Raw genomic sequence first — 6,451 nt, 5'->3', positions numbered from 1 at the left:
TAATGTGTTTTCTGATTGGATTAAAGAAAATTGATTGTTTTGACTAATGTGAGAAATGTCAACGTAATATATAAACAACAAATCCTCTTCATTACTCCTATCAGTAAATATACTAATTAGATATAACCTTTCAAGTTCTTTAATGAACAATTCAAATTTATGATTAGTTTTAGGTATCATGTTAAAGTACAATTCTTTAAAACCTACTTTATCAGTATAATCAACTACAATATTCGAAAACTTCCTCCCCAAAATCTGCTCAGGATTTATATTAGTAGCTCTATAAAAAGTATCACTAATGTATTTCAGTTCATAATCTATAAAGTTACCACTCTTATTATAAATCGCTTTAAATTTTAAATAAAAATCATTTTTTGAAGGGTATTCCATTTCATCACCCCTATCTCAATAACTATTTTTGTTCGTTTCAATTAACGTCATTATATATTAATCCAATTACATTTCTATTATTTAGCCGTTTAATTTTAATTACATTTTAATTACATTTCAATTACGCAAAAGGCAAATTCATACAAATGTACATATAAAAACAGACAACCATCAACTGATTGTCTGCTATTAATTCATATTGCCATACTTAAATTATGTGTAACTTCATATCATAGTGTTTTCGGAAACTAGTGGTTGAAAAACAATACTTATTTCATTTTTATTTATTCTTGTGTAATCACTGAGGTTATTGACAATTCTGTCTTGTATTATTTGAACACCGTCTCCTCTTACATCGTGGAGCATTATCAAAATTTGTCTGTCATTCCAAAAAGTGAATGCATCACCTTTTCTTAAAGAATTCTTCAAGAGTTTAGCCCAATCATTTAAGCACTTACTTGATTCTTCTGGATCGTAATAATTGTAGTCCCTTTGATTATAGTTAATGATGCAAAGATAGTCATATTCGTTATTTCTATGTGATTTTCTTTTTTGCATATTAAATAGAAATTTGAAATATTCAAGATCGCAATGTATAGCACCTGTTGCAAGTACATCCTCAAGTTTCATTTTTATAGACGAAAGGTCTATGTCGACGTTTCGAAAAGTATTATTCTGTGCTTTTTTTAGTATTTCAATAAATTTACCTGAAGGTTTTGCATCCATTTCTTTTTCCAGCAAATTCACTGCATATTCATAATGGTTCATAGCTGTCTTAAATTTACCAAGTTTCAGCATAGCTTCCATTAAGTTTATGTGTATATCTTCTTCATAAGGTTCTACAAGTAACGCTTTCTCGCATAACGGAATAATTTTTTCGTATTCTTCCTTCTCCTTTAATAAACCAAAAAGCTTGTACAACGTTTTTAAATACAGCCTTTGATAATAATTTCTTGTAGGAACCAGCCAAACTTCATAAGAATTATCTGACAAATATAAACCTTTATAAAGATTAATCGCATTCTCATACAACTCTATCGCGCTGCCGATATCTGAATTGCACTCAATATCACCCTGATGAATCAATTCTTCAAATTCTTCAACATCAATTATTGTGTTCTCCCCTATTTCAAGACAATAGTAACCGTTAGTAAAATTTATTTTAATATATTTTTCATCTTCTGAATCTTCCGGCAAGAATGCCTTAATAATTTTCCTAAGTCTGAAAATTTGAGTTCTCATCATATTTTTAGGATCATCGGATTCACTGTCTGCTAATAAATTGTCTATGATGGTATCCGGCAATAACTTCTTGTTCCTAAAAGTGAGAAAATACTCAAAAAGCTTATATATTTTATAAGTGCGGCTAGATTCCTTTAACACAGATTGTCCATTTACTTTTATATCAAACTCACCAAACGTATTAATATAGAGTTTCATATCTCAATCCCCCAATTTCCCTAGGCTACTTTACACTATCTTTTCTTTACAATTTATACCATTATATCTTTTTATATGAAATTTTTCAATAAAAAATAATTCATTAATGTATTTTTTGACAAAAAATTATACAATTTATACAATTATATAATATTTTTCTTATTTGAGTGTATCAATTCATTCACAAATAAAGAATTAGTACCCGGTACAATTATATTTAATGTTTTTTTTGCTCTAGTCATGCCTACATAAAAAATACGTCTTTCTTCTTCTATTAACTTTTCATAATCTTCATTTGACATATTCCTTTTTTCTGACGGAAATTCTCCGTCTACGTTATCAATCATGTACACATTGTCATATTCCAAACCTTTTGCGCTATGTATAGTCGTAAGAGTTACATTTGCATTTCTATTTTCAGAAGCATTTTTTATTACTTCTTGAAGTTTATTTATTTTTTCTATAAATTCTTTGGTATTGCTGCAATATGAACCTATTTCTTCAAGTATTTCTAATATATGCAATGAATTAGGCAAGTTATTTCGTCCTTCGTCCTGCATTCTTTCCAAATAGTTTATATATTCCAAATCCATTTTTATAAATCTTATTGCATCCTTGGGTTTTAACTTATTTATATAATTTATATCTATTTTAAACTGTCGTATTTTATCATAAACATAATATTCGAAGTGCTTATAATTATCTAATATGTCAAATACACTCATTTCTTCCTGGGGACTGTCCATAACAATACGGCACATGCTTTTCGTGAAGTATGTGTAACTTTTATAATAAATCCTTGAAAATGCATCTCTGTCTTTGGGATTTAATGCTAAATTCAAAAACGAAAGGATGTCGTACAGCACAGGACTGCTGAAAAATCTCGTTTTATCCTCTTTAATAAAAAAATTAATATTATTTTCATTCAGGTTATTTGCTAAAATCATGGCAGACATATTGTATCTAAATAAGATTCCTACAGTATTGTCACATGATTTAGCCAGTTCTTCTGTTATGAATTTCGCCTGTTCTGCTCGGCTTTTTACTCTTATTATGTTAATTTCATTTTCTCTTATGTTTTCAGTATTAATTGATTTTTTATATCTTTTTTATTCTTCTCAATAAAATTTCTGGCACCTTCAACAATATTTTTATCGGATCTGTAATTATTGTCAAGATAAAATATTTTTCCATTCTTGTAGATATTTTTAAATTCAAGCATAAAATCAGGATAGCTCCCTCTGAAGGAGTAAATAGCCTGATCGTCATCACCAACCATAAAAAGATTGTCATCTGTTATCAGCTTAATTATTTCATGCTGTATTTTAGAAGTATCCTGCATTTCATCTATTTGGACATATTGAAATGTATTCTTTATATATTCTTTGTAATGCTCTGAACTTGAAATTATTTTATATGCATATAAAAGCATGTCATCAAAATCAATCAATCTGTTCTGAGATTTGTACAAACGGTATTTTTCATATATTTTATCAAACTCTTTTATTTCAATTCCATAATCCTTGTATTCTGTTGGATTAATCATCATATTGTTAATGAAACCTATTGTAGAAGATAAATTTTCAATTTCTTCATCGCTAACATAATTGAAATAAGATTTTGAATAATGAGATTTCAGTATTTCTCCCAGCACCTGATAATTATTAGTAAGCAAATTAAAATTAGTGCCTTTTCTTTTGTAAAAATTACTAACAATTTTATAAGAAAAGGCATGAATAGTTGAAAATTCAGTTTTTGCTTTATGTGAGCTGCCAAACCATGATTGAAATCTGTTTCTCATGTCGTTGGCTGCCATTTTTGAAAATGTAATGGTAAGAATTTTACTGCTGCATTTATTTTCGTATATGAGTTTCCCGACTCTTGAAATAGTTACAGTTGTTTTGCCTGAACCTGCAGTTGAAAGCACAAGTGCATTTCCCTTTTCAAAGGAAGCTGCTTCAATTTGCTGATTGTTTAATTCAACACCATTTGTATTTTTTAAATAGTCAAAATACTCCATTTTGTTCCTCTAAAAAAGATATATAAGCATGCTCATAAAAGTAGTTATTATCATTCCAACCGCTAATACTAGACATACTATTTTTTTCATTGTATTTGCTCTTTTATATTTGTTCATTTGAAACCTCCAAATTATTAATGATACACATTATATCATAATAATTATATATTTAATAGCTTGAACTTTCCATAATTTAATTTTTTTAGACAATATCGAAAAATATTTTTCCATTGTAATTTTCGCCAGTTGTTATATAATGAATTATTGTAATTTAACCGAATTATTTAGAATAATCACAAAACTTACTACTCGTCATTCTGAACGCAGTGAAGAATCTCTTTATTTATAAAAGACGAGATCCTTCGCTTACGCTCAGGATGACATAAATAGATTCTTATAAGGAAAATAAATAATATGATACTACAAAAAATCAAACACACCAAACATAAAAAATCAGCATTCATAATTACAGCAATACTATTGATTTTTACGATAATAACAATAATGGAAGCAATTATTGAGCCCGCTGGTTATATTCGCCCTGATTATTCCAAAACAGATATTTCGACAATACTGGAGAACAACACAATCAGCGAAGAAAACTACAAGGAACTGTTCTATCAAACAGGACTTGGAAAAACAGCAATCGATGAAATTTTAAAAGACAAGGACAGCGGAATAGCCAAAATACTAAAATTTCAAGAAATATTTTTTAAAGAAAACAATATTTCCTGCGAATCTATTGGGATAATTACCAGTCAGGAGTCTATTGTAAATGCAGAAGGAAAGATTATGTATGGATTTAATCTTGCTCCATATGAAAATGGCTATGTATTAATTACAAAGGCAACACACTCTCTTGGATGGCGCCATGGACACGCTGCAATTATAACTGATGCAGAAAAAGGTGAAACCTTAGAGGCTGTAATACTGGGAAGCGATACTATACTGCAAAATATTAATAAATGGAGAACCTATCCGTCATTTATAATGCTTAAATTAAAAGATACATCATCTGAAACCCTAAATGAAATAGCAAACTTTGCAAAGAATAATTTGATCGATATACCATACGGGCTGACAATTGGATTGACCAGCAATAAGAATCCAGATCCAAAAAGTATTAAAAGCACGCAATGTTCCCACCTAGCATGGTATCCATTCATGCAATTTGGCTATGATGTAGATTCGGACGGTTCATGGCTAGTAACACCAAAAGATATTGCAAACAGTGATTTGTTTGAAGTAGTTCAAATTTACGGAGTTGATCCGAATGAAATATGGCCATAAAAAAAGCATTCCCTATAGAAATGCTTTTTTTACAAACTATTAATCTTCTTTGAAACCAAGATTATCTTCGATATCGTCTTCATCGTCTTCGTCATCAAAATCGAAGTCATAATCATCATCATCATATTCATCTTCATCAATTTCAATGTCTCCGAACAATTCTTCTTCAACAGTTGATAAATCTTCATCCAATAAATCTAAGTACTCATTAACTTCATCCTGTTCTTCAACTATGTCGCTCATACCATCTGCTATTTCTTCGATAACATCCATCAAAGCATTAAATAATTTGCCCTCTCTTGTGTCAGCTTTAACGTCTAAACCGTCAGCTAAACCTCTTAAATAAGAAATTTTTTCATACAAAAAATCCATAATATACTATCCTCCTATACTCTTGATAGATATTCACCGGTTCTGGTGTCAATCTTCACTCTATCTCCTATCTCAACAAAAAGCGGCACTGTTATTTTTGCACCGGTTTCAGTTGTAGCAGGCTTATTTGCACCTGTTGCAGTATCGCCTTTAAATCCAGGCTCAGTTTCTACAATTTCCAACTCAACAAAGTTTGGAGCTGTTACTTCAAATGGTTTGCCTTCATAAAATCTCATTTGAGCAAAATCATTTTCTTTCAAATATTTAATAGCTTCCTCAACCTGATCATGGTTTAACGGGATTTGTTCATAATTTTCCGGGTCCATGAAATAATACAGTTCACCATCATTATACAAATATTGCATATCCTTTGTTTCAATACGAGCTAATGGGAATTTTTCCGGTGGATTGAAAGTCTCTTCTCTTATTGCTCCTGTTATGATATTTTTCAATTTAGTTCTAACAAAAGCAGCTCCTTTTCCCGGCTTAACATGTTGGAAATCTATTATTTGCCACAACCCATTATTCCATACAATTGTAATACCTTTTTTAAAATCGCTTGCTGTAACCATTGCTATATGTCTCCTCTTTCACGTATATTATAACCAGCTGATTGCTGTTTATTCCTTAATAATAGTTCTTCCGGTGGTTGGTACAATCGATACCTCTTTAATTTTATTTGTTTTTGTATCTAAAATTGAAAAAGTACCTGCATTTACTGGAATACCCTCATATGTAAAACCGACCGAATCCATATTAGGGTTCGTATAGTCTATTTTATATCTTTCCTTGAATAAAACTGTTTTTTCGATAAATGCATTTTTAAATACATAATAACAACCAACGCTTTTATCAATGCTTATTCTATATCCGGAACTTGGTCTTTTCATGCTTTCCATCTGCACATATCTTATATCAGCTGCAAATTCATTAGCCATT

General features: G+C 30.0%; 8 protein-coding genes. 1 reads left to right on the top strand and 7 read right to left on the bottom strand.

Annotated elements, in window-relative coordinates:
- From SA378_RS03235 to SA378_RS03220, 4 genes are all read right to left on the bottom strand, one after another.
- On the bottom strand, nt 1-390 hold a 390-nt coding region (locus tag SA378_RS03235; protein ID WP_318524552.1), incomplete at its 3' end, for a hypothetical protein.
- Between the two features lie 225 nt (nt 391-615).
- Nucleotides 616-1,830: a bacterial transcriptional activator domain-containing protein gene (locus SA378_RS03230; protein ID WP_318524551.1), complete on the bottom strand. Its 1,215-nt coding sequence runs from the start codon at nt 1,828-1,830 to the stop codon at nt 616-618.
- A 143-nt stretch (nt 1,831-1,973) separates the two neighbouring features.
- Entirely contained in the window at nt 1,974-2,882 is a 909-nt protein-coding gene (locus tag SA378_RS03225) for an ATP-dependent helicase (RefSeq protein ID WP_318524553.1), read from the bottom strand.
- 20 nt (nt 2,883-2,902) lie between these two features.
- Complete coding sequence (locus SA378_RS03220; RefSeq protein WP_318524550.1) at nt 2,903-3,850, bottom strand: ATP-dependent helicase; 948 nt, start codon at nt 3,848-3,850, stop codon at nt 2,903-2,905.
- A gap of 414 nt (nt 3,851-4,264) precedes the next feature.
- Between SA378_RS03220 and SA378_RS03215 the strand changes: the two genes are divergently transcribed.
- On the top strand, nt 4,265-5,140 hold the full coding sequence (locus SA378_RS03215; RefSeq protein ID WP_318524549.1) for a hypothetical protein: 876 nt from the start codon (nt 4,265-4,267) through the stop codon (nt 5,138-5,140).
- Nucleotides 5,141-5,179: 39 nt separating this feature from the next.
- On the opposite strand, the gene SA378_RS03210 is transcribed toward SA378_RS03215, so the two are convergent.
- The 3 genes from SA378_RS03210 to SA378_RS03200 form a co-directional block, all read right to left on the bottom strand.
- On the bottom strand, nt 5,180-5,512 hold the full coding sequence (locus SA378_RS03210) for a CD1247 N-terminal domain-containing protein (protein ID WP_318524548.1): 333 nt from the start codon (nt 5,510-5,512) through the stop codon (nt 5,180-5,182).
- Between the two features lie 14 nt (nt 5,513-5,526).
- On the bottom strand, nt 5,527-6,084 hold the full coding sequence (efp, locus tag SA378_RS03205; RefSeq protein ID WP_318524547.1) for an elongation factor P: 558 nt from the start codon (nt 6,082-6,084) through the stop codon (nt 5,527-5,529).
- A 48-nt stretch (nt 6,085-6,132) separates the two neighbouring features.
- A partial coding sequence (locus SA378_RS03200) for a hypothetical protein (RefSeq protein ID WP_318524546.1) occupies nt 6,133-6,451 on the bottom strand: 319 nt, incomplete at its 5' end.

Origin of the sequence: Sedimentibacter sp. (genome assembly GCF_033447055.1) — a bacterium.
In the GTDB taxonomy this organism is placed as follows: Bacteria; Bacillota; Clostridia; order Tissierellales; family Sedimentibacteraceae; genus Sedimentibacter.
Note: the sequence above shows the minus strand (reverse complement) of the source record. Positions and strands in the feature narration are given on the sequence as shown.

Bases quoted from the DNA above. Each gene is read 5' to 3' on its own strand.
- efp (WP_318524547.1), bottom strand. From the start codon at position 6,084: ATGGTTACAGCAAGCGATTTTAAAAAAGGTATTACAATTGTATGGAAT.
- SA378_RS03215 (WP_318524549.1), top strand. From the start codon at position 4,265: ATGATACTACAAAAAATCAAACACACCAAACATAAAAAATCAGCATTC.
- SA378_RS03220 (WP_318524550.1), bottom strand. From the start codon at position 3,850: ATGGAGTATTTTGACTATTTAAAAAATACAAATGGTGTTGAATTAAAC.
- SA378_RS03210 (WP_318524548.1), bottom strand. From the start codon at position 5,512: ATGGATTTTTTGTATGAAAAAATTTCTTATTTAAGAGGTTTAGCTGAC.
- SA378_RS03230 (WP_318524551.1), bottom strand. From the start codon at position 1,830: ATGAAACTCTATATTAATACGTTTGGTGAGTTTGATATAAAAGTAAAT.